This window comes from Marinobacter sediminicola (assembly GCF_031157525.1).
Classification (GTDB): domain Bacteria; phylum Pseudomonadota; class Gammaproteobacteria; order Pseudomonadales; family Oleiphilaceae; genus Marinobacter; species Marinobacter sediminicola.
The window spans coordinates 52439-73533 of record NZ_JAVIXR010000001.1; the positions used below are offsets into that span (position 1 = coordinate 52439).

Sequence of the window (21095 nt, forward strand, 5' to 3'; positions counted from 1 at the left end):
GGAGGATGCAATATCATGAAAGTTAAACGTTTTTTTGCCAAAAGCATGGCCGAGGCGCTAAAGCAGGTTAGCGAGCAAATGGGGCCTGATGCTGTCATCCTTTCCAATCGCCGTGTAGACGGTGGCGTCGAGATCGTCACTGCGCTGGACTACGACGAGAATATGGCGCGCCAGAGTTTGGGCGCCGAGGCCAGTGAGGCCACCAATGGCGCCCGCCTTGCAGAAATGCAGGCAGAGCGACATCGCCGGTTGGAGGATGAGCTGAGCCGTTCCCGTTCCCGTATTCGCGACGTGCGTGAAAGTCGCGCCGCGCGAGGTCAGGGCTATGCTGATGCGTCATTTGCAGAGCTGCACGGGGGTGCGAGTGACGATTTTTCAGAGCCGCTGAGCCAAAGTCCCGCTAATACAAACTATTCCGATGAGCTTGCGCGCATGCGTGCGGAAATCAGCTCGTTGCGGGATCTAATGAGTGGCCAGCCTGGTGAGCCGGAGAAACCCGGTATCAATGCGGTTCAGCAGCGGCTTGCAGAACGACTTCAGGAATTTGGTCTTGGTACGGACCTGGCAGGTTCGCTCTCCCGTCGCCACAAAGGCGGCAAGCTGGAAGACGGATGGAAGCAGTCACTGAAAATGCTCGTTGCGGGCATACGCACTCCCAGTCAGGAATGGCTTGACGAAGGCGGTGTATACGCATTGGTTGGCCCTACAGGTTCTGGAAAAACAACCACCATAGGTAAGCTTGCAGCGCGTTATGTGCTGAAACACGGTGCCGATTCAATCGCCCTGGTTACGACAGATAGATATCGGGTTGCGGCCCATGAACAGCTTTTTGTATTTGGTCGTATTTTGAATGTGCCGGTGCGAGTGGTGGATGAAAGCAACACCCTTGACGATATTCTTGATGAGCTGTCAGACCGGCACTTGGTGTTGATTGATACTGCGGGTCTAACCAGCACAGATAGAGGGTATCAGGAGCAGTTGGCAGAGTTGGCCCGTAGTCATCATAAGATCCGGACACACTTGGTGGTTTCTGCAACCAGCCAGCCGCGTATTATGAAATCCGTCTGGCATTGCTATAAGATGGCAGGTCTTACAGGCTGTGTGATGACCAAGATTGACGAAGCCCTGACTCTGGGCGAATCTTTGGGCTTTGTGATGGAAACAGGGTTGCCGGTTGCCTACTACACAGATGGACAAAAAATCCCGGGGGATCTGCATCATGCCGAAGCAGTTCCGCTTGTTCGTTTAGGCGTCGAGCGCCTGAAAATGCTTCAGCAGCAGGCAGCGGCAGAGACGTTGCCTGGCACAGAGCGCCCGCGGGAAATTGCGTGAGGCTCTGAAGTTCCGAGTTGTATCCGGCTATGAACCATATCCGGTTAATCCTGGCGAGAGATTATAAACAGTATGAGCAAAGCACATCCGGTACAGGTGATCGCGGTTTCCGGCGGCAAGGGCGGGGTCGGCAAGAGCAATATTTCAGTTAATCTTGGCATCGCTCTGGCTCAAAAAGGCAGGCGCGTTGTGTTGCTCGATGCCGATCTGGGCCTGGGAAATCTTGATGTGCTGCTCGGGGTAACCGCCAATCGTACCTTGCAGGATGTTTTGGCAGGAGAATGTGACCTCCGGGACGTTCTGGTAAATGGCCCTGGCGGGGTGAAGATTGTACCGGCATCTTCCGGAACCCAGCGCATGACTCAGCTCAGTCCCATGGAACACGCGGGCCTGATTAACGCATTCAGCGAGCTGGGCGATCAAATTGATGTGCTTATTGTGGATACAGCGGCCGGGATTTCAGAGTCTGTTGTAAGTTTTTTGCGGGCCTCGCAAGAACTGCTGTTGGTGGTGTGCGATGAGCCCACATCCATAACGGATGCCTACGCTCTGATTAAGCTGATGAACCGTGATTACGGTACTAATCGCTTCCGCATCCTTGCCAATCAGGTGAGTAGTGAGCAGGAAGGCCGCCATTTATTTGAAAAAATAACCCGGGTAACCGAACGATTTCTCGATGTGGCACTACAATATGTAGGTATGGTGCCCTACGACGAAGCTGTGAAGAAAGCCGTTCAGCGCCAGAAAGCCGTGCTGGATGCATACCCCCGAGCCAAAGCGTCGCTTGCGATCAAGGCACTGGCTGACAAGGTAGAAAGCTGGCCACTGCCTTCATCACCCCGCGGACACTTGGAGTTTTTTGTGGAGCGGCTCGTCGAAGTCTGAAACGGATCCCGTAAAAAATAAAACCGGATGCATGACATTGGCGAAAAACCTGGGAATTTATCATCAGGCTGGTGTGAAAAGTCCCTCGGACCTCATAGAAACTCACGCCCCCCTGGTAAAGAAAATCGCACTTCATCTTTTGGCTCGGCTACCGGCCTCGGTGCAGCTCGACGACCTCATGCAGGCGGGCATGATCGGGTTGTTGGAGGCCGCACAGCGCTATAGTTCGACCAAAGGCGCAACCTTTGAAACCTATGCAGGAATTCGCATCCGTGGATCCATGGTGGATGAAATTCGCAAAGGCGACTGGGTGCCGCGCTCTGTTCACCGAAACGCCCGTCGTGTCGCCCGTGCAATCAAGGCCGTAGAAGATCGAGAGGGTCGCGAAGCCCAAGACTTTGAAGTGGCCGAAAAGCTCGATATGGAGCTTTCGGAGTACCACGCCACTCTGGCCGACACCAATAGCGGACGGCTTTTTAGTCTTGATGAGCTCAATGAATCCGGTGAGCTGCCGATAGAAGAAACAGAGGCCCGGGATAATCCGCTGGATGATCTCACATCTGATTCGTTTCGCAGCAACCTGGCGGCCGAGATTGAGCTGCTTCCCGAGCGGGAAAAGCTTGTGCTGAGCCTGTATTACACGGAAGAGCTCAACCTCAAAGAGATTGGCGCTGTGTTGGGTGTCAGTGAAAGTAGAGTTAGCCAGATTCACAGTCAGGCCGCGTTGAGATTGCGTGGAAGGCTGTCCGAGTGGCGCCTTGAGGAGCACAGCTAGGCGTGGCAGGAGACTTCAGGGTTCTGATGAAGTGTAGTATTTGGTAACCGATGCTTTACAAGCGCGATAAAGATCAGACAATACATGGTTAAATCAGCGGCCTGCTACACTTTAAGCGCAAAGGTCAAAACGAATTCCGGGTCTTAATAACTGGAGGTCCCTTTGGACAAAAACATGAAAATTCTCATTGTGGATGACTTCTCCACAATGCGACGGATCATCAAAAACCTGCTCCGTGATCTGGGCTTCACCAATACGGATGAAGCGGATGACGGCAATACGGCTTTGCCCATGCTGAAAAGTGGCAAGTACGACTTTCTTGTGACGGATTGGAACATGCCGGGAATGTCTGGCTTTGATCTGCTCAAGGCCGTGCGGGCCGATGAAAACCTGAAAACCCTTCCTGTTTTGATGGTTACCGCCGAAGCCAAACGTGACCAGATTGTTGCAGCGGCTCAGGCTGGCGTAAATGGGTACGTGGTAAAACCATTTACTGCAGCCGTTCTAAAAGAAAAAATCGAGAAGATTTTTGAACGAATTCAGTAACTGGAAATTGGATGGGTCGTATGAGCGATAACAAGAAGATCCATCGGGGTCTTGAGCCAGAAGTGACCGAAAAGCTCCGGCACCAGGCAGCAGAGCTCGCCCAAAGCGTTGAGCGCGGTGATTATGCCAGCGCTATGAACCTGATCAACGAGTTAAGCGAGGTCAGGGACCAGAGTCTTTATCGTGAAGTCGGCCGTTTGACGCGAACGCTTCATGAGGCAATTCGCAACTTCCAGATAGATCCGCGCAGCCCGGAGCAGAAAGAAGTCCTGTCCCTGATGACCGATGCGTCCGACAGGCTGGCTTACGTTGTTCAAATGACTGGCCAGGCTGCCAATCGCACTATGGATCTGGTTGAAGAGAGCATGCCTCTTGCTCAAACCCTGCGCGAAGAAGCTACGTCATTGAGCCAGGAGTGGCAGCGATTGCGCCGCCGCGAAATGCAGCCCGCTGAATTCCGTGATTTGTATGGCCGTATCGACGCCTTTTTTCTGAGCGTAACCAACGATGCGGACACCCTCTATAACGGTCTTTCTGAAATTTTGCTGGCGCAGGATTTCCAGGATCTGACCGGCCAGGTGATACAGCGAGTGACCGCGTTGGTGAAGGAAGTTGAGGAGCAGATGCTCAGCCTGGTGGTTATGGCCAGCCATGTTGATCAACTTACCGGCACAGTGCACCAGATTGAAAGTGAAGAAGTCTCCGCCGAACAGGGTGTGGGACCTCAGATGAAGGCAGAAGAGCGCGAAGATGTAGTCTCGGGACAAACTGACGTAGACGATCTGTTATCCAGTCTCGGTTTCTGAACAGAAGAGGTTAACCCATGGCGTTTGATGCCGATGATGAGATCCTGCAAGACTTCCTGGTGGAGGCTGGGGAGATCCTTGAGAAGCTGTCGGAACAGCTTGTTGATCTTGAGCAACATCCAGACGACAGCAATTTGCTCAACGCCATTTTCCGTGGATTCCACACCGTAAAAGGCGGTGCAGGCTTTCTGCAGTTGGATGCTCTGGTGAACTGTTGCCACTCCGCTGAGAACGTGTTCGATATTTTGCGCAACCATAAGCGCGCGGTGGATTCCGAGCTGATGGATGTTGTGCTGGAAGCTTTGGACCATGTGAATGCCATGTTCGAGCAGGTGCGTAACAGGGAAGAGCTGACCCCTGCGCCTGATGAATTGATTGCGGCTCTGGATGCCTTGGCACTGCCTCAAGTTACTGGCGAAGTGGTGAGCACCGAGCGAGCAGACGTTCCTGCCGCCCCTGAGAGCGATCAGGACGGTGGCGATATTACTGATGAAGAGTTCGAGCAATTGCTGGATGCGTTGCATGGCGATGCACCGGTGTCTGGTGCAGCCGATAGCTCCGCGCCTGATCAGCCCGCCGGAAGCAGCGGCTCAGGGGACGAAATTACAGATGATGAGTTTGAAGCCCTGCTGGATGAGCTGCATGGTAAGGGTAAATTTGCCGCAAAAGCAGCCGCAGCTGACGATACTCAGGCAGCGTCAGGTGCTGCCAGCCCGGCCGTGGGCAATGATGGCGAACTGATCACTGACGACGAATTTGAAAAACTGCTCGACGAGTTGCATGGCAAGGGCGGAAGCCCTACCACTGGCGGCCCCGCCGAAAAGACATCACAGCCGAAAGCTGAGCCAGCAAAAGTGCTACCTGAACAGGTGCCTGAGACGAAGCCAGCTGCTCCAGCACCTGCCGGTAAAGCGGCCCCTCCCAGAGATTCAGCACCAGTGGCCGAAACCACTGTGCGTGTCGACACCAAGCGTCTCGACGACATCATGAACATGGTGGGCGAATTGGTGCTGGTGCGAAATCGACTTCAGAGGCTGGGCTCCGACAGTGAAGACGAGCACATGCACAAGGCGGTATCCAGCCTTGATGTGGTGACCACAGATCTTCAGGCTGCAGTGATGCAGACTCGCATGCAGCCAATCAAAAAAGTTTTCGGTCGCTTCCCGCGGGTTGTTCGTGACCTGGCCCGGGGCATGAAAAAAGAAGTGAATCTGGTGATGATTGGCGAAGAGACCGATCTCGACAAAAACCTTGTTGAAGCCCTGTCGGACCCGCTCGTTCACCTGGTACGAAATTCTGTTGACCATGGTATTGAAACGCCGGATGTTCGTGAAAAGGCGGGTAAGCCGCGGCAAGGCACGGTCACCCTCTCTGCTGAACAGGAAGGCGACCATATCCTCCTGTCTATCGATGATGATGGTGCAGGTATGGACCCGGAAGTATTGCGCCGCAAAGCGGTGGAAAAAGGGATTTACGATCAGGACGCTGCCGATCGCCTCACGGATACAGAGTGTTTTAACCTGATTTTTGCCGCCGGGTTTTCCACCAAGGAGCAGATTTCTGACGTGTCCGGGCGCGGCGTGGGCATGGATGTGGTGAAAACCAAAATAAATCAGCTCAATGGTCAGCTCAGCATTGTTTCAGCTTTAGGCAAGGGTTCTCGCATTATCATTAAAGTGCCCCTGACTCTGGCGATTATGCCAACCCTGATGATCAAACTTGGTGATCAGTCTTTTGCTCTGCCGCTGGTGAATGTGGTGGAGATATTCCATTTGAATCTGACTCGCACCAATGTTGTAGATGGTCGTGAGTGTGTTGTTGTACGGGACAAGGTGTTTCCGCTTTTCCATATAAAGCGCTGGTTGGTGAAAGGGTCTACTGGCGTAACGGGCCCTGAAAGCGGGCACGTGGTAATCGTTGCCATGGGCACCAACAAGGTTGGTTTTGTTGTTGACCAGCTCGTCGGTCAGGAAGAGGTGGTTATCAAGCCTCTCGGGCGAGGGTTACAGGGCACACCGGGTATGGCAGGAGCCACAATTACCGGTGATGGCCGTATTGCGCTGATTATCGATGTTCCTAGCTTGCTGCAGCACTACAGCTGAGTTGTTTACAGGCAGCGCAAAGCTTTATGGATCAAAGCATTTTGGTAGGAGAAACGGATGACAGTTTCTGTCCTGGTCGTTGATGATTCAGGTTTTTTTCGCAAGCGACTAACAGAGATACTCACCTCGTCGGGCCAGATCCGTGTGGTGGGCGTGGCAGCCAACGGCCGGGAAGGTGTTGAGTTGGCGGGATCGCTGCGCCCGGATGTTATTACCATGGATTACGAAATGCCGATTATGGACGGTATTTCGGCGGTGCGGGAAATCATGCAAAAGCACCCGATACCGGTGCTCATGTTTTCTTCACTCACCTACGAAGGCGCCAGAATTACACTGGACGCCCTGGAAGCCGGTGCGGTGGATTTCTTGCCCAAAAACTTCGAGGAAATCGCGCGGGATGGCAGCCAACTGCAAAAGATTCTGATCGATCGCGTACTTGATGTTGCGCGCAGTCGACCAGCCAGCAGGGCACAGCCAGCTTCGCCTTCTCCCAGGGCACCTCAACAATCTGCACCTGCCGCACCTGCCAGGCCTGCAACGTCAGGGCGCCCTGTGGTGCCCAGGCGCCAGGCTGTTCAGCCAACGCAAGATGACACGCTCAAGCGCACTGCGCGAAAGAGCCCGGCACGACAATTCGCTGTTGTGGGTATTGGTACCTCAACCGGCGGGCCAGTGGCGCTGCAGCGTGTGCTTTCGGCTTTGCCGGCCGGTTTCCCGTCGCCAATTGTTCTGGTGCAGCACATGCCTGCAAGCTTTACGCCGGCCTTTGCTGAGCGCCTCAACAAGCTGTGCAAGATTGAAGTCCGGCAGGCAGAAGACGGCGATATCCTTCACCCTGGATTGGCACTGCTTGCCCCCGGCGGCAAACAGATGATGATTGAAAACCGGGGTGGTCAGCCCCGGGTTCGTATTCTGCCGGGCGACGAGCGCCTGAACTACCGGCCCTGTGTGGACGTTACCTTTGGGTCCCTTGCCCGCGCATTTCCCGGGAAAACGCTAGGCGTTATCCTTACGGGAATGGGGTCTGACGGGAAAGAGGGGTGCCGAATGATGAAGCAAAGCGGCTCACCCATCTGGTCTCAGGATGAAAGATCGTCTGTCATTTATGGTATGCCCATGGCGGTTGCTAAAGCAGGCTTGAGTGATGAGGTTTTATCGTTGGAGGAAATAGGGCCCAGATTGCTTGAGGGCGTTTGCTGATGGATATACTCAGCCTGCTCGGTGTCGTTCTGGCTTTTGCTGCTATTCTTGGCGGCAACCTGCTTGAAGGCGGAGCACTGAGCTCACTGTTTAATGGCCCAGCTGCCATTATTGTGATTGGTGGCACCTTGGCCGCGACCATTCTCCAGACCTCCTGGCCGGTTCTGAAACGGGCTGCTGCCCAAGCACGCTGGGTGTTTGTTCCCCCATTTATCAGCATTGAAGACGGAATTGGCAAGGTAATCGATTGGAGCGTGAAGGCCAGAAAACAAGGACTTTTAGGGCTTGAAGGTTTGGCGGAAAATGAGCCGGAAACCTTTGCTCGCAAAGGCCTTCAGTTGTTGGTAGATGGTGCTGAAACCGAAACAATCCGCAGCATCATGGAGATAGATCTCGATTGCCGCGAGCAGCGAAATCTTGAATCTGCTCGAGTGTTTGAGGCCATGGGTGGTTATTCACCGACCATCGGTATTATTGGCGCTGTCATGGGGTTGATACAGGTGATGACGAACCTCGAAGACCCGGCGTCCCTGGGCAGCGGAATTGCCACTGCCTTTGTAGCAACCATCTATGGCGTGGCACTGGCCAACCTCCTGTTTTTCCCGGTTGCCAATAAGCTGCGCGGGCTGGTCAAGGAACGTTCACGGTACGAAGATATGATGATCGACGGTCTCATTGCCATTGCAGAGGGTGAGAACCCCAAATCCATTGAATTGCGGCTGCGGGGCTTCCTGCAGTAAGCAAAACCGGTTCCTAATATGCGGCGTCGCAGGCAACCTCAGGATGATTTGCACAACAAAGAGCGTTGGCTGATTTCCTATGCGGATTTCATAACGCTGTTGTTTGCTTTTTTTGTAGTGATGTACTCGGTCTCATCGGTGAATGAGGGTAAGTACAAGGTACTGTCTGAGACACTTACAGGCGTCTTCAACGCACCGCAGCGCTCCTTTCAGCCTATTGAAATTGGTGACCAGACTCCACGACCGGAAACCCAACCTTCAGAGGATGTGATACCCCCGGCGGTAACAGAGGCACCCAGAAATTCAGAACAGGATACACAGGCCCGCACAGAAGCCTTGCGCACCATGGCAGATCAGTTGGCGATAGAGTTTGACGAACTGATCGATCGTGGGGTGGTTACCCTTGAAGTCAATGACCGCTGGCTTTCACTCAACCTGCCGGATAGCCTGCTTTTTGGCAGTGGCGATGCGGAGCCTCACTATGATGCGTTTGATGTGATGGATAAGGTGGCGCGGGTTCTCAGGAACCGGGATAACGCGGTAAAGGTTGAAGGTTTTACCGATAACCAGCCCATTCGCACGTCGCGCTTCCCTTCCAACTGGGAACTTTCCACAGCACGGGCAGCGGCGGTAGTCCGTATGTTGAGCATGGAGGGTATTGAGCCGGAACGGCTGGCTGCGATTGGTTATGGGGAGCATCAGCCCCTGGCCCGTAACGACACTGAGGAAGGTCGCCGTCGCAATCGGCGGGTAGTGCTGCTTATTTCCCGTGATGCCAGTATCCGGGGAGTCATGCGCTAGGGGATTTCTGCGAGAGTCCTTGCTGGCACGGTTTCTGTATAACTCACCCCGTATTTCGTCAGGCGGCAACCGACTGCCGGTACTTAACCTGCTGGTACTACACCTGCTTAAGTTACATAAGAAACGGCCGATAAACGGGATACGTTCCTGTTTTTAGCGGGTCGCAACACAGTAGTTTCGGAGTATAAACGTGCGAATCTGGGCTATAGCCAATCAGAAGGGTGGCGTGGGTAAAACCACCTCGGTGGTCGCGTTAGGCGGCCTGCTGGCGGAGCGTGGCAAGCGTGTTCTGGTGGTTGATCTTGACCCTCACGGTTCACTGACCAGCTGGTTCGGATACGATCCGGATACCATCGCGCACAGCCTTTTTGATCTGTTTCAGCACCAGGGCAAGGTGCCTGATGGGCTTCCGGCCCAGCTTATTACAGAAACCAGTTGCCCCGGATTGGATCTTTTGCCTGCCAGTACAGCGTTGGCGACACTGGAGCGCCGAATGGTGGGCGCGGAAGGCATGGGGCTCATTGTTTCCCGGGCGCTTACCCAGCTGTGGGATGATTATGATTTCGTCCTTCTTGATAACACGCCCTCGCTGGGTGTGCTCATGGTCAATGCATTGGCAGCGGCACAACACCTGATTATTCCCGTGCAAACCGAGTTCCTTGCCATCAAAGGCCTTGAGCGCATGTTGCACACTCTGCAGATGATCATGCGCTCACAAAAAAATCAGCTGCCTTACACCATCGTGCCCACCCTGTTTGACCGGCGCACTCAGGCGTCGATGCAAAGCCTTAATCTGCTGCGTAAAACTTATCAGGACAACCTTTGGAGGTTTGCAGTGCCGGTAGATACCAAGTTCCGCGACGCCAGTCAGGCAGGTATAGTACCGTCAAAGCTGGAAGCCCAGACACATGGCGTTCGGGCTTACAGGCACTTGCTGGATGATTTGCTGGCAAGAACAGGCGCACAGAAGGAACGTCAGCATGGCTGACGAGAAATTGACAAAATTGGCCGATCCAGCCAGCGCGATTGCCAGTTATCTGGATGAGTTGCTGCACACAGCAACGACAACAGCGCAGCATGAAGCGTTGGCTGCGCCAGAATTTGCCGTAAAGGCAGAGCCTGAACCTGAAGCGCCCCCAATAAAGAGGCAGGTGGTGGCCACCACGCCAGCGCCTACGCCAGGGTATGAAGTTCCTGCGGCGCGCCCCGAGTGGTCAGAGCGCCCGTTCGAGTGCCTGATTTTCACGGTGGCTGGGCTGCAGCTTGCGGTACCTTTGGTGCTGTTGGGTGCTATATATCAGATTGAAGAGAGTATTCGGCCTATTCCCGGTAGCCCTCGCTGGTACATGGGTATTCGCATGGGAGCCCATCAGAACTTGAGGGTTGTAGACACGGCTGAGTGGATTATGGCCGGGCGAGTGCCGGCGAATGCCCGTGATAATTATCGCTTTGTTATTCGCCTGGACAACAGTGAGTGGGGCCTTGCATGCGATAATGTGGCCCAGTCATTCACTCTGAGCCCGGATGATGTGCGCTGGCGCACGGCCCGCAGCAAGCGGCCCTGGCTGGCTGGCACAGTCATTGAGCAAATGTGTGCTCTGGTTGATGTCCGTACCATGGCAGATTTGTTGGTGCGCGCAGAACAAGAGCAGCATCTTGACCTGAGTTGACCGGAGAAACCCGGTTACCTAATGAAACCTTGTCGTACTGGCACGGTTTGTGCCCTTAATTATAGTATTGGGCACTGATGATGTTTTTTTGACGATCAGGCTGCCCGCCCGGGTAAGCCGTACAGGAGAGACTGGTTATGGCATCCCCGAGCGGACCGCAAAAACAGGCCAAAGACGATCAGGTACTGCAGTATGTGACCTTCCGGCTGGATAACGAGACCTATGGTCTGGATGTTATGCAGATTCAGGAAGTGCTGAGATACACGGAGATTGCGCCGGTGCCGGGTGCTCCGGACTATGTACTCGGTATCATCAACCTGCGGGGCAATGTGGTGACGGTAATAGACACCCGTCGCCGTTTCGGGTTGGCAGATGCAGAAATGACAGACGCCACCCGAATTGTAGTGATGGAATCTGCTGACCAGGTGATGGGTATTCTGGTGGATTCAGTAGCCGAAGTTGTGTACCTGAAAGCCAGTGAAATTGAGACTGCACCGAACGTGGGTAATGATGAAAGTGCCAGATTTATCCAGGGTGTGTGTAATAAGGATGGCGAACTGATCATATTGGTTGAGTTCGATAAAATGCTGTCAGACCACGAATGGGCAGAGATCGCAGGACTGTAAACCGGCGCCATACCGGCCAGACCTGATGATGGATGCCTCAAGTGGCTAATAACCGGAGACATCCATCATGTTTACTGAAATTCCTTCCTATCTTCCATGGGCGTTGACTGCCGTAGCGATTACGCTGGTTTTTGTGCAGGGCGTTATGCTTGGCCGCCAGAACAGAGAACTGAAATCCACACTCAAAGAGCGGTGCGATATCCTCGGTAGGGAATTGCATGCTACTGCCAGTGGCAGCATGGGGGTGGGCCAACGCCTTGTGGCTTGTGAGCGGCAGTTGCATGAGCTGAGAACAACCATGGACGAGATGCGCCAGAACGATCCTCTGCGTATATCTTACGATGAAGCTTCACGGCTTGTTGACCTTGGCGCAGATATTGACGATCTGATGAATACATGCGGAATTTCCCGTCCCGAGGCCGAGCTGGTATCGGCGCTGAAGAAACGTCAGGCGGCTTAAGCAGGCCAGTGGCTTTCAGGGATTATCTGAGCTACTGCCGGCGTCTTCAGGCGTGCGGCCGCGTATATGAAAGGCAAACGCAAGAATTTCTGCAATAACCCGGTAGAGGTTTTCGGGTATTTCGTCATTGAGTGACAAGCGTGCGAGAATCCCAGCTAACTCGGCATTTTCATACAGTGGCACGTTGTTTTCTCTGGCAATCCGGATAATTTCATCAGCCAGTTCGTAAGTGCCTGTGGCCGTGATGGTCGGGGCATTTTCGCCGTCGTATTTCAGTGCAACTGCGGCACTGGATGATTGGCCCTGGTTTTTCTCTTTCATGCTCGGGTGTCCACCAGTCTGTGCTCCAGCTTGGTCGTCGGGTACGAGGGGCTGCCCCGCCGGCATTCCAGATCTGTCACTTCCAGCCCTAACTCCACAAGGCTTCGCCTCAGAAGCGGCAGTTCTTCGTTCACCTGCTTTAACGTTTCCTGTTTTTCTGCCCACACCCGAGCACTGACTTCATGCTGGCGCAGGGAAACCTCAAAGTTCAGAGCGCCGGCCAGTTCCAGATCAATGGCAAGATTCAGGCGCCATTCGCTGATAGCAGCACGTTTTTCGTTACGGCCCTTGGCTGAAGACTCGTCTTTGTATTGCTCCAAACGCAGCTGTGCCAGCTTGGGCTCGTTTTGGGGCGTTACCCAAGGTAAGTCCATAAGCAGGGTGGAGGTGGGTGCAGGCGTGTCACCGCCGCCTCTTGCCGTCAGGATTTGGCTGTGTAATTGGTTAACCGTAATCCGGTTCAGCATGCCCGCCAACATGCGCAAGGTCTGGCCCACGGATGTGGGCTCGGAACTCGTGGCGGGTACTATTGCCTGTGGGAATTGCAGCGGCGCCTGAACCAGGCTGGGGCTTGCCAAGGGCATAAGACGATTGAAGGAGGTTGCGGTGTTACCGCCTTGCTCTGCAAGCAAGCTGGTGATCATTCGCCCTATGGCAAGTTTGAGGTCGGGCAGTGCGGGCGAAGGTGTCTGGGTCAGGCGGGATTCTGCAAACAGTCCACTCTCGGCTACCCATTGCCGGATTTGCTGTACGCTGTTGTTCTGAGTGCCGGCACCGGGCGCAAGGGTGTTGCTGGCAGGCAGCCTTGCAATCAGAGTCTCAAGAGCCTGGCGCGCCGCTTCCGGCAAAGGTTGCAGGCTGCGGCTGGTGGGCAGTTGCCCGGGCGTCAGTTCAGGAACCAGGCCCCGGTTCAGTGCTGTCATCAGTTTTGCCAGGCCACTGTCCAGGCTTTGCTGCCAGGGCATGCGTTGCGCCAGAGCCCGTGCAATCGCGGCTTCTGGTGTCGCTACCAGCTTGCCCATCAGTTGCAGTTCGTTACCGGCCCGCATTACTTTTACCCAATCCCCCGGCGTCAGCTCCGTGGCACCAATTGCTGCATTAACCTGTAGCGGCTTTCCTCGCACATCCAGCAACACTTCTGCGTTGCCACTGCCTTGACGGTTGATGACGTCTGCTACCCGGGCCAGTATGGTCTCACGGTTTGCGAGCTGTACCTGGTCCAGTTGCTGTCGGGCCGACAGCGCCGCTGTTTCTCGGCCTGGCTGCGAGGCTTCATTGGTCTGCGTCGGCCCGGGAGTTACCGGTGCCGGAGGGGTAGGGGACTGTTGGCCGCTGGGTAGTTTCATCGCTGCTGACTTGATACCAGACAAGAGTAATCTGTAGACGCTTTCGTTATAATACGCCGCGCCGGCAACTATTGTCGTGAATACACCCGATGCAATTGTGCATCGTCCTGATTACGGGGCCCTGATGTCCGAGCCGTTACCCTTGATTCCCGAACCATTACTACAGGCTGTTAACCTGCAGTGTGAGCGGGACAAGCGGATACTTTTCCGTGAGTTATCCTTTTCCATACTGCCCGGTACAGTAACTCGTGTCGAGGGGCCAAATGGCTCCGGTAAAACAACCCTGCTGAGAATACTGGCTGGCCTGAATGATGCCTGGACCGGTGAATTGAAGTGGTGCGGGGCGCCGGTGGCAAACCACCGGGAAGAGTTTCTCCGCAACATGCTGTATCTCGGGCACCGTCCGGGTATCAAACCCTTGCTTACTCCGCTGGAAAACCTCCGGGCCTTAATGGCGGGTCGCAGGCCAGTGTCTGACGCAGCATTAAGTCAGGCTCTGCAAGGTACCGGCCTCGCTGGCTATGAAAACGTACCCTGTCGCAATTTGTCTGCCGGTCAACAACGCAGAGTTGCATTGGCGCGGCTGTTAATAGCTGACGAGCCCCTTTGGCTGCTCGATGAAGTGTTTACCGCCATTGATGCAAACGGTGTGGCAGCTATCGAAGCTCTTTTGCAACAGCGAGCTGCTGAAGGCGGTGCTGTGCTGGTGACCACTCACCATGATTTGGCGCTTCCGGGCATGCACAGGTTGGTGCTTGGCAAGGGAGGCGTGGCCGATGAACGCTGAAACCCGTCTGGCAGCTCAGCTGGCCAGTAGCCGTGTTGGCGCTCTGGCTGCCATGAAAGGTGTGTTTGCACGGGATATGAAGGTGGCATTTCGGCAACGCCAGGATCTGCTTAACCCGCTGCTGTTTTTTATTATGGTCGTTACGCTGTTTCCCCTTGGTGTCAGCCCGGAGGTTTCATTCCTCAGCCAAGCGGGTGCCGGTATACTGTGGGTGGCAGCGCTGCTTTCTGTTCTGCTGTCGCTGGATCATCTGTTTCGCCATGATTTTGACGATGGCACACTGGAACAGCTTGTGCTTCAGCCGCAGCCGCTGTTTCTTCTGATTTTGGCTAAAACTACGGCGCACTGGATGCTGACAGGCTTGCCCTTGGTTATTTTAGCCCCTGTTCTTGGTGTAATGGTGCATCTCGACGGGAACTCTATTGCTGTTTTGTGTCTAACGCTGTTGATTGGTACGCCGGTACTGAGTTTGATTGGCGCTATTGGTGCTGCGTTAACGCTTGGGTTGCGATCGGCAGGTGTGCTCTTGTCCCTGTTGATCATTCCCCTGTACATTCCGGTGCTGATATTCGGCACGGGCACAGTTGCGGCAGCGGCAGAGGGCGCATCTGTGGGAGCATACCTGGCTTTGATGGGCGCTTTCCTTGTGCTGGCGCTGACACTTGCGCCGTTTGCAGCAGCTGCAGCGCTGAAAATCAGCTTGTCGAACGGATAAAACAAGGTAAACGGTAGGACGGTGACCATCTGATGTGGCAAATTTTTCACAAACTGGGTTCCCCAAAGTGGTTTTTCGGGATATCCACCCGGTTCATGCCCTGGCTGCTGGCAGGCGGTGTATTGCTGCTTATGGCTGGCGTAGTCTGGGGCTTGGCGTTTGCGCCCAAGGATTATCTTCAGGGCAATAGTTACCGGATCATTTTTATTCATGTGCCTACTGCGTTTATGGCGCAGTCGGTGTACATAATGATGGCGTCTGCGGCCCTTGTAACGCTGGTGTGGCGTATGAAGCTTGCCGATGTGTTCGTCAAGGCGGTTGCGCCGGTGGGGCTGGTTCTGACATTTCTGGCGCTCTTTACCGGGTCGGTTTGGGGCAAGCCGACTTGGGGCACCTGGTGGATTTGGGATGCCCGGCTTACCTCCATGTTGATTCTGCTGTTCCTGTATGGCGGCGTTATCGCACTGGATCGCGCTATCAATGACGAAAAATCGGCAGCCCGCGCTGTTGCTGTTCTGGTGGTGGTAGGGGTAGTGAATATCCCCATTATCAAATACTCCGTAGACTGGTGGAATACACTGCACCAGCCCGCGACGTTCAAGCTCACAGAAAAGCCGTCCATGCCGGCGGAAATGTGGGTGCCACTGCTGCTGTCAGTGCTGGGCCTGTACCTGATTTTCGGATGGCTCGCCTGCGTTCGTATGCAGACAGAAATTTTGTCCCGGGAGCAACGCACCCGGTGGGTGAAAGAATTCGTATTGAAAGGACGGGTTTGAGCCATGGCATTTGATTCTTTTTCTGCCTTTATCGCGATGGAGGGCCACGGCCCTTATGTGTGGGCCTGTTACGCTGTGTTTTTTGTGCTGATGGCTGTGCTAATGGCGGGATCATTGCGGAGCAGGAAAGCGATGGTTGAGTCCTGCCGTCGTGGTTATGAGTTTCAGGCCGACAAGAGTAAAGTGGCCTCGGCTCCAGCATCTTCTGCGTCTTTCGCGCGCGTAAACGTTTCCCAAGACTGACTGACAGGTATGTAAATGCACCCGATCCGTAAAAAGCGGCTGACTATTGTACTGTTTCTGCTGGCAGGGCTATCCGTAGCAGTGGCGCTGACAACCTATGCGCTGCGCCAGAACATTAACTTGTTCTACGACCCGAGCCAGATTTCTGCTGGAGAGGCCCCAATTGATGTCCGTATCCGCGCAGGCGGCATGGTTGAAGAAGGCTCGGTTGTGCGGGACCCGGAAAGCCTGAAGGTGGAGTTCCTGGTAACTGATTACAGCGCTTCTGTGCCTGTAGAGTACGTTGGAATCCTGCCTGACCTGTTTGCTGAGGGACAGGGCATTGTCGCCATGGGTCGACTCAACAATGAGGGGCGTTTTGTAGCGGATCAGGTTCTGGCCAAGCACGATGAAAATTACATGCCGCCAGAAGTGGCCAGTGCCCTGGAAAAGGCATCGGAGGCGGGAGCCAAGTCGGCGACTGAAAGCACCAAATCCGCAACCTACTAAACACATTACAACCAATAGCCTGATTCCTGGAGAGCTTTGATGTATCCCGAACTCGGACAGCTTGCACTGATACTCGCGCTGGTTCTGGCAGTGCTTCTGTCGGTTGTACCCCTGGTTGGCTCACTCACCGGCCGAGACAGCCTGCAGGCGTTTGCGAGGCCGTTGACTACCGGCATGTTTGTGTTTGTCGGGCTGGCGTTTGCGGTGTTGACCCATGCCTTTTTAACAGACGACTTTTCAGTCGCCTACGTGGCGAACAACAGCAACAGCATGCTGCCCTGGTATTACAAGTTTAGCGCGGTGTGGGGTGGCCATGAAGGCTCACTGCTCCTGTGGATATTGATGCTGACCGGGTGGACCATGGCCGTTGCCATTTTCAGTCGCCGGTTGCCTGCGGTGATGATCTCCCAGGTGTTATCTGTTCTCGGCATGGTCAGTGTTGGCTTTATGCTCTTTATTGTGGTGACTTCAAACCCATTTGACCGTCTGCTACCAAACGTACCGGCTGATGGTGCGGATTTGAACCCGTTGTTGCAGGACTTCGGCCTTATTGTGCACCCGCCCATGTTGTATATGGGTTACGTTGGCTTTGCCGTAGCGTTTGCATTCGCCATTGCGGCACTGATTAACGGTCGTCTGGATGCCGCGTGGGCGAGATGGTCACGGCCCTGGACAACGGTTGCCTGGGCATTTCTGTCTATTGGTATTGCTCTTGGAAGCTGGTGGGCGTACTACGAGCTTGGCTGGGGTGGTTGGTGGTTCTGGGACCCCGTAGAAAACGCCTCGCTGCTGCCCTGGTTGTCGGGTACTGCGCTGATGCACTCGCTGGCGGTGACCGAAAAACGCGGTGTGTTCAAAAGCTGGACGGTACTGTTAGCCATTGTCACCTTTTCCCTGAGTTTGCTGGGAACCTTCCTGGTTCGATCTGGCGTGCTTACCTCGGTGCATGCCTTTGCGTCTGATCCGGAGCGGGGCACCTTTTTGCTGGCGTTGCTTGCATTAACCATCCTGGCCAGTCTGATGCTCTATGCGTTTCGGGCGCCTGTGGTTCATGTGCGCTCCCGCTATGGCTCTCTATCGCGGGAAATTTTCCTGCTGCTGAATAACGTACTGCTGGTTTCTGCAACGCTGCTGGTCGCAGTGGGCACGCTTTATCCACTGGTTCTGGATTTCTTCGAGCTGGGCAAGATATCCATCGGTGAGCCGTTCTTCAATCTCACGTTCAGCCCGCTGGCTGTGGCGACAGGGCTTTTACTTGGCGTTGGCACCTTCTCGCGCTGGAAGAAAACCGATGCCGGTTGGCTTGCGCGCAAACTCTTGTGGCCGCTGGCGATCAGTATGCTGCTCAGTACCGCGGTCATGGTTGTGTATGGCGGATTCAAGCCTTGGGCCTTTATTGGCGTATTTACAGCCCTATGGGTAACTACTGCAACCTGTTGGGATCTGTGGGACAAGTCTTCTTCCAAAAAGGGGCGAGTGCATGGCCTTAAGCGCCAGTCCCGCAGTTACTACGGCATGGTGCTTGGTCATCTCGGATTGGCTCTCACCATGGCCGGCGCAACGGTGGTGTCGAACTATGGCATTGAGCGGGATGTGCGCATGGTGCCAGGTGATGTGGCAGAGGTTGGGGATTACCAGTTCCTGTTTGTGGATATTGGTGAGCGCCGCGGTCGTAACTTTACTGCCCAGTACGGCACGTTCGAGATCATGCGGGATGGCAAACTGGTTGCGGAACTGCACCCCGAAAAACGCCAATACGCGGTGGGCATGAGTGTTATGACAGAAGCGGATATTGATGGCGGTCTGTTCCGGGATATCTTTGTGGCTGTCGGTGAACGTATTTCTGACAACGCCTGGGCTATTCGCCTGCAATACAAGCCGCTGATCCGCTGGCTCTGGCTTGGGGCTCTGTTTATGGCCGCCGGTGGATTCCTGGCCATATCGGATCGCCGTTACCGGATACGTGAACGCTCGACGGAACGTTCGACATCCCCGGCACCATCACAACCAGGCTCCCAGGAAACAGCTGGAGCAGTTTCATGAAGCGGTTTTTACTGTTCCTGCCGCTGCTGGTGGCCATCGTAGTGGGTGCATTTCTGTTTGCGGGTATCGGTAAAGACCCCACCAAGCTGGATTCCGCTCTGGTAGGAAAGCCGGTTCCGGTATTCGGCCTCAAAAGCCTGAAACAACCTGAGGCGACCCTTGATGAGAGCCTGTTCCAGGGTGAGGTTACCCTGCTGAACGTGTGGGGTACCTGGTGCCCTGCCTGTCGGGACGAGCATGCTGATCTCATGTGGTTGGCGCAGGAAAAGAAGGTGCCAATTATCGGTCTGAATTACAAGGACAGCAGAGATGAAGCGCTAGTCTGGCTGGACAGGTTGGGCGACCCCTACCGCACGGTTATCTACGATCCAAAGGGCACCCTCGGTTTTGATTTGGGTGTTTATGGCGCGCCTGAAACCTTTGTGATTGATGCGTCCGGCGTTGTGCGTTATCGCCATGTAGGGGTGGTCAACGTCGAAGTGTGGGAACAGATCCTGTTGCCAGTGATTGAAGAAGCACGGGAGAACGGCTAATGCTCCGTATTATGTGGTTCCTGTTGGCTATTCTTACATCCAGCGTTACCTCGGCCGATGTTTCTGCTGTGTATGGTTTCGACACCCGCAGCGAAGAGCAACGCTATCAGAATCTGATCGCAGAATTGCGCTGTCCCAAATGCCAGAACCAGAACATTGCGGATTCAAACTCACCGATTTCCAAGGACATGAGAAATGCGGTTTATCAAATGATGCAAGAGGGGGCCAGCAACGATGAAATTGTGGAGTCTCTGGTGGGCCGCTTTGGAGAGTTTGTAAAGTACAAACCCGATCTGGATAGCCGAACTTTCGTTCTCTGGGCAACGCCTGCGATTGCCGTTCTGGGTGGGTTACTCGTAGTGGTCGGGGTGGTTGTTCGCTCTCGTCGCTCGGGTACAGCGGCGCCGGCACTCAGTGCTGACGAGCAGGCCCGTATTAAAAAAATGCTTGCGGAAAAAGATCGTAACGGCAAAGCCTGACCAACACCTATGGCAAACGCCCGGATTCGTAGCTATACGCACCGCCTTATTCATTTTGAACCTGTGATAATATTTCCATGACCCAAACTTTCTGGATTGCCGCAACGGTACTGATCATTCTTGCCCTGGCATTTGTAATCTACCCAGTGATGTTCCACCGCCGGGCCGACCGGCAGCAGACAGATCTCAGAAACCAGAACCTGATGGCGTATCGCAGCCGTATGGTTGAGTTGGAAAAAGAGCATCAAGCGGGAATTATTGACGAGGAAACTTACCAGCAATTGCGCGACGAACTTGCCGGAGCCATGTTGGATGATATGCCCGATAATGAGGTTCGGGCAAAAAGCATTCCCGGTCGCAAGGCCGCGATGGCGGTGGGTTTGGTCTCAATACTCCTGATTCCCGCAGCCACGGTTGTGCTTTATGAAGAGTGGGGTGCCCTGGATAGTGTGGAAGCTTATATCGCCATGCAGGAGTTGGGTGGTTCGGATGAAGCCCGTGCAGCGCAGATGGACACGCTCACAGAACAGTTGCGCGAGCGGCTGGAAGCCAGTCCCGATAACCCTGACGGATGGGCGATGTTGGGCCAAACCTATATGCGCCTGGAGCGCTATGAAGATGCAGCATGGGCATTCCGGCAGTTGGCTGATAGTGTGAAATCTGATGATGGGTCCCAGGCGGTCGCTCTGGGGCTATCTGCGCAGGCGCTATTTTTCCTTAACCAAGGTGCCATGACCGATAAAGTAACTGCCACGATTGAAGAAGCCAGATCATTGAACCCTGACGAAGTAAATTCTCTTGGTTTGTTGGGCATTCATTCCTTCAGTCAGGGCGCCTATCGCGAGGCTATCCAGTACTGGGAGCGTATTCAGACAGTCGCACCAGATCACCCACAGTTGGGCGCCATTCAGGGCGGCATCAAAGAAGCTTATACTCGCCTTGGGGAGCAGCCACCAGCACAGGAACCGGCTCTTGCTGCAGCGGATGATAGCGCTCAGGGCGTGGGCGTAACTGTGAGTGTGAGCCTTGATGAGGCGTTAAAGCAGGATATTCCTGACGACACTACATTGTTTATCTTTGCCCGTGCAGCCAATGTCCAGAGCGGTCCACCCTTGGCTGTTGTCAGATTGACGGCAAGCGCTCTGCCCATTGATATCCGGTTGGATGACCGGTATGCGATGACCCCGGAGGCGGTGATTTCCGGTGTTGAAGAGGTGGCTGTAACGGCGCGGCTGACACGTTCTGGTAGCATCAGCGCGCAAGCGGGTGACTGGCAGGGAAGTACCGATACACCTATCACGGTTACCAAAGAGCAGGGCTCACCGGTAGCCATAGTGATCAATAAGCAATTGACCGGAAGCTGATCGGAACACAACTCAGCTGAGCCGGCAGGTGTCGGCCCAGCGAGTATTCAGACTGT

24 protein-coding genes are annotated in these 21095 nt (G+C 54.6%); 22 read left to right on the plus strand and 2 right to left on the minus strand.

What is annotated here, in order from left to right:
• The first annotated feature begins 15 nt into the window (after nt 1-15).
• The 13 genes from flhF to RG807_RS00320 all read left to right on the plus strand — a co-directional run bounded on the left by flhF (nt 16) and on the right by RG807_RS00320 (nt 11943).
• A complete protein-coding gene (gene flhF, locus RG807_RS00260; RefSeq protein ID WP_309043058.1) occupies nt 16-1332 on the plus strand; it encodes a flagellar biosynthesis GTPase FlhF in 1317 nt (438 codons plus the stop codon).
• Nucleotides 1333-1404: 72 nt separating this feature from the next.
• The gene (locus tag RG807_RS00265) at nt 1405-2217 is read left to right on the plus strand and encodes a MinD/ParA family protein (protein WP_309043059.1); all 813 of its coding nucleotides are present in this window, start codon (nt 1405-1407) and stop codon (nt 2215-2217) included.
• A gap of 31 nt (nt 2218-2248) precedes the next feature.
• Nucleotides 2249-2992 (plus strand): RNA polymerase sigma factor FliA, encoded by a 744-nt coding sequence (locus RG807_RS00270; RefSeq protein WP_309043060.1) that lies wholly within the window; start codon nt 2249-2251, stop codon nt 2990-2992.
• Between the two features lie 162 nt (nt 2993-3154).
• Nucleotides 3155-3538, plus strand: a complete 384-nt coding sequence (gene cheY, locus RG807_RS00275) for a chemotaxis response regulator CheY (RefSeq protein WP_008173086.1) — start codon at nt 3155-3157, stop codon at nt 3536-3538.
• A 20-nt stretch (nt 3539-3558) separates the two neighbouring features.
• Complete coding sequence (locus RG807_RS00280) at nt 3559-4344, plus strand: protein phosphatase CheZ (protein ID WP_298448012.1); 786 nt, start codon at nt 3559-3561, stop codon at nt 4342-4344.
• Between the two features lie 17 nt (nt 4345-4361).
• Nucleotides 4362-6446 carry a chemotaxis protein CheA gene (locus RG807_RS00285; protein WP_309043061.1) on the plus strand — a complete coding sequence of 695 codons (2085 nt, stop codon included), beginning with the start codon at nt 4362-4364 and terminating at the stop codon, nt 6444-6446.
• A 57-nt stretch (nt 6447-6503) separates the two neighbouring features.
• A complete protein-coding gene (locus RG807_RS00290; RefSeq protein WP_309043062.1) occupies nt 6504-7646 on the plus strand; it encodes a protein-glutamate methylesterase/protein-glutamine glutaminase in 1143 nt (380 codons plus the stop codon).
• A complete protein-coding gene (locus RG807_RS00295; protein WP_200369206.1) occupies nt 7646-8386 on the plus strand; it encodes a flagellar motor protein in 741 nt (246 codons plus the stop codon). The genes RG807_RS00290 and RG807_RS00295 overlap by 1 nt, the downstream gene beginning before the upstream one ends.
• Nucleotides 8387-8404: 18 nt before the next feature.
• Nucleotides 8405-9187 (plus strand): flagellar motor protein MotD, encoded by a 783-nt coding sequence (gene motD, locus RG807_RS00300; RefSeq protein WP_309043063.1) that lies wholly within the window; start codon nt 8405-8407, stop codon nt 9185-9187.
• 190 nt (nt 9188-9377) lie between these two features.
• Nucleotides 9378-10175, plus strand: a complete 798-nt coding sequence (locus tag RG807_RS00305; protein ID WP_309043064.1) for a ParA family protein — start codon at nt 9378-9380, stop codon at nt 10173-10175.
• Nucleotides 10168-10857: a chemotaxis protein CheW gene (locus RG807_RS00310; RefSeq protein WP_309043065.1), complete on the plus strand. Its 690-nt coding sequence runs from the start codon at nt 10168-10170 to the stop codon at nt 10855-10857. The genes RG807_RS00305 and RG807_RS00310 overlap by 8 nt, the downstream gene beginning before the upstream one ends.
• A 137-nt stretch (nt 10858-10994) precedes the next feature.
• The gene (locus RG807_RS00315; RefSeq protein WP_309043066.1) at nt 10995-11483 is read left to right on the plus strand and encodes a chemotaxis protein CheW; all 489 of its coding nucleotides are present in this window, start codon (nt 10995-10997) and stop codon (nt 11481-11483) included.
• Between the two features lie 67 nt (nt 11484-11550).
• On the plus strand, nt 11551-11943 hold the full coding sequence (locus RG807_RS00320; RefSeq protein ID WP_309043067.1) for a DUF2802 domain-containing protein: 393 nt from the start codon (nt 11551-11553) through the stop codon (nt 11941-11943).
• Nucleotides 11944-11958: 15 nt separating this feature from the next.
• On the opposite strand, the gene RG807_RS00325 is transcribed toward RG807_RS00320, so the two are convergent.
• Entirely contained in the window at nt 11959-12264 is a 306-nt protein-coding gene (locus RG807_RS00325) for an EscU/YscU/HrcU family type III secretion system export apparatus switch protein (RefSeq protein WP_309043068.1), read from the minus strand.
• The gene (gene fliK, locus RG807_RS00330; RefSeq protein WP_309043069.1) at nt 12261-13610 is read right to left on the minus strand and encodes a flagellar hook-length control protein FliK; all 1350 of its coding nucleotides are present in this window, start codon (nt 13608-13610) and stop codon (nt 12261-12263) included. Before fliK ends, RG807_RS00325 begins: the two co-directional genes overlap by 4 nt.
• Nucleotides 13611-13755: 145 nt before the next feature.
• Here fliK and ccmA point away from each other — a divergent pair, with 145 nt between their 5' ends.
• The 9 genes from ccmA (at nt 13756) to ccmI (ending at nt 21039) form a co-directional block, all read left to right on the plus strand.
• Complete coding sequence (gene ccmA, locus RG807_RS00335) at nt 13756-14397, plus strand: cytochrome c biogenesis heme-transporting ATPase CcmA (RefSeq protein WP_309043472.1); 642 nt, start codon at nt 13756-13758, stop codon at nt 14395-14397.
• Nucleotides 14387-15112 (plus strand): heme exporter protein CcmB, encoded by a 726-nt coding sequence (gene ccmB / locus RG807_RS00340; protein WP_309043070.1) that lies wholly within the window; start codon nt 14387-14389, stop codon nt 15110-15112. The genes ccmA and ccmB overlap by 11 nt, the downstream gene beginning before the upstream one ends.
• A gap of 32 nt (nt 15113-15144) precedes the next feature.
• A complete protein-coding gene (gene ccmC, locus RG807_RS00345) occupies nt 15145-15888 on the plus strand; it encodes a heme ABC transporter permease CcmC (protein ID WP_309043071.1) in 744 nt (247 codons plus the stop codon).
• Between the two features lie 3 nt (nt 15889-15891).
• Nucleotides 15892-16131 carry a heme exporter protein CcmD gene (gene ccmD, locus RG807_RS00350; protein WP_309043072.1) on the plus strand — a complete coding sequence of 80 codons (240 nt, stop codon included), beginning with the start codon at nt 15892-15894 and terminating at the stop codon, nt 16129-16131.
• Nucleotides 16132-16146: 15 nt separating this feature from the next.
• Nucleotides 16147-16620 carry a cytochrome c maturation protein CcmE gene (gene ccmE, locus RG807_RS00355; protein WP_309043073.1) on the plus strand — a complete coding sequence of 158 codons (474 nt, stop codon included), beginning with the start codon at nt 16147-16149 and terminating at the stop codon, nt 16618-16620.
• 39 nt (nt 16621-16659) lie between these two features.
• The gene (locus RG807_RS00360) at nt 16660-18663 is read left to right on the plus strand and encodes a heme lyase CcmF/NrfE family subunit (protein WP_309043074.1); all 2004 of its coding nucleotides are present in this window, start codon (nt 16660-16662) and stop codon (nt 18661-18663) included.
• Entirely contained in the window at nt 18660-19196 is a 537-nt protein-coding gene (locus tag RG807_RS00365; protein WP_309043075.1) for a DsbE family thiol:disulfide interchange protein, read from the plus strand. Before RG807_RS00360 ends, RG807_RS00365 begins: the two co-directional genes overlap by 4 nt.
• On the plus strand, nt 19196-19675 hold the full coding sequence (locus tag RG807_RS00370; RefSeq protein WP_309043076.1) for a cytochrome c-type biogenesis protein: 480 nt from the start codon (nt 19196-19198) through the stop codon (nt 19673-19675). The genes RG807_RS00365 and RG807_RS00370 overlap by 1 nt, the downstream gene beginning before the upstream one ends.
• 77 nt (nt 19676-19752) lie before the next feature.
• Nucleotides 19753-21039: a c-type cytochrome biogenesis protein CcmI gene (ccmI, locus tag RG807_RS00375; RefSeq protein WP_309043077.1), complete on the plus strand. Its 1287-nt coding sequence runs from the start codon at nt 19753-19755 to the stop codon at nt 21037-21039.
• Nucleotides 21040-21095: the final 56 nt, after the last annotated feature.